The sequence below is a fragment of the Bradyrhizobium sp. PRIMUS42 genome (genome assembly GCF_023006515.1).
Taxonomy (GTDB): domain Bacteria; phylum Pseudomonadota; class Alphaproteobacteria; order Rhizobiales; family Xanthobacteraceae; genus Bradyrhizobium.
Genome location: NZ_JALBGZ010001448.1, coordinates 1 through 631 on the forward strand (window position 1 = coordinate 1; position 631 = coordinate 631).

The following is a 631-nucleotide window of genomic DNA, read 5'->3' on the forward strand; positions in this document are numbered from 1 at the left end:
GGGACCCACGCCAGCGACGCATATGGGCCCCGGCTCTGCGACGCATCACGCCGCCAAGAGGCGGCGCGCTGCATCGCGTCCGGGGCACGAGCGGTGAGGTTCCCGCCTAACGCGTTGACCGCCCCGTCCCACTGGCATACATTAGAGCCGTTCCGAGGGGTGCTCCGAGGAGGAGCTGAGATACCGCTAAATGGGCAATACCGCCCAGGACCGCGGTGACCCTTTGAACCTGATCCGGGTCATGCCGGCGAAGGGACAGGGATGTTGCAGACGACCAAGCGACCGGATTCACCGGTATCCATCATCGGCGCAGGCATTGCGGGCGCCTGGCAAGCGCTACTGTTCGCACAGGCCGGCCATGCCGTGACCTTGCACGAGCGCGGTGACGAGGCGATGACGGACGCCACCAGCCATTGGGCCGGCGGCATGCTCGCGCCCTATTGTGAGGCCGAGGTCGCCGAACCCATCATCAGCCGCCTGGGGCTGCACTCGCTTCATATCTGGCGGCGCGAGCTGCCGGACACGCCGTTCAACGGCTCGCTCGTCGTGGCCCACCCGCGCGAACGCAACGATTTCGAGCGCTTTGCCCGCATGACCGAGGATCACCGCCGGCTCGACGCCGCGGGCCTCG

At 67.7% G+C, this 631-nt stretch carries 1 protein-coding gene and 1 riboswitch; the gene reads left to right on the plus strand.

Annotation, left to right across the window (positions count from 1 at the left end):
* Positions 1-145 precede the first annotated feature (145 nt).
* Positions 146-274, plus strand: a riboswitch (TPP riboswitch).
* The coding region (locus MOV75_RS40990) for an FAD-dependent oxidoreductase (RefSeq protein WP_247008547.1) at positions 262-631 on the plus strand (370 nt) is incomplete at its 3' end. (Overlaps the previous riboswitch by 13 nt.)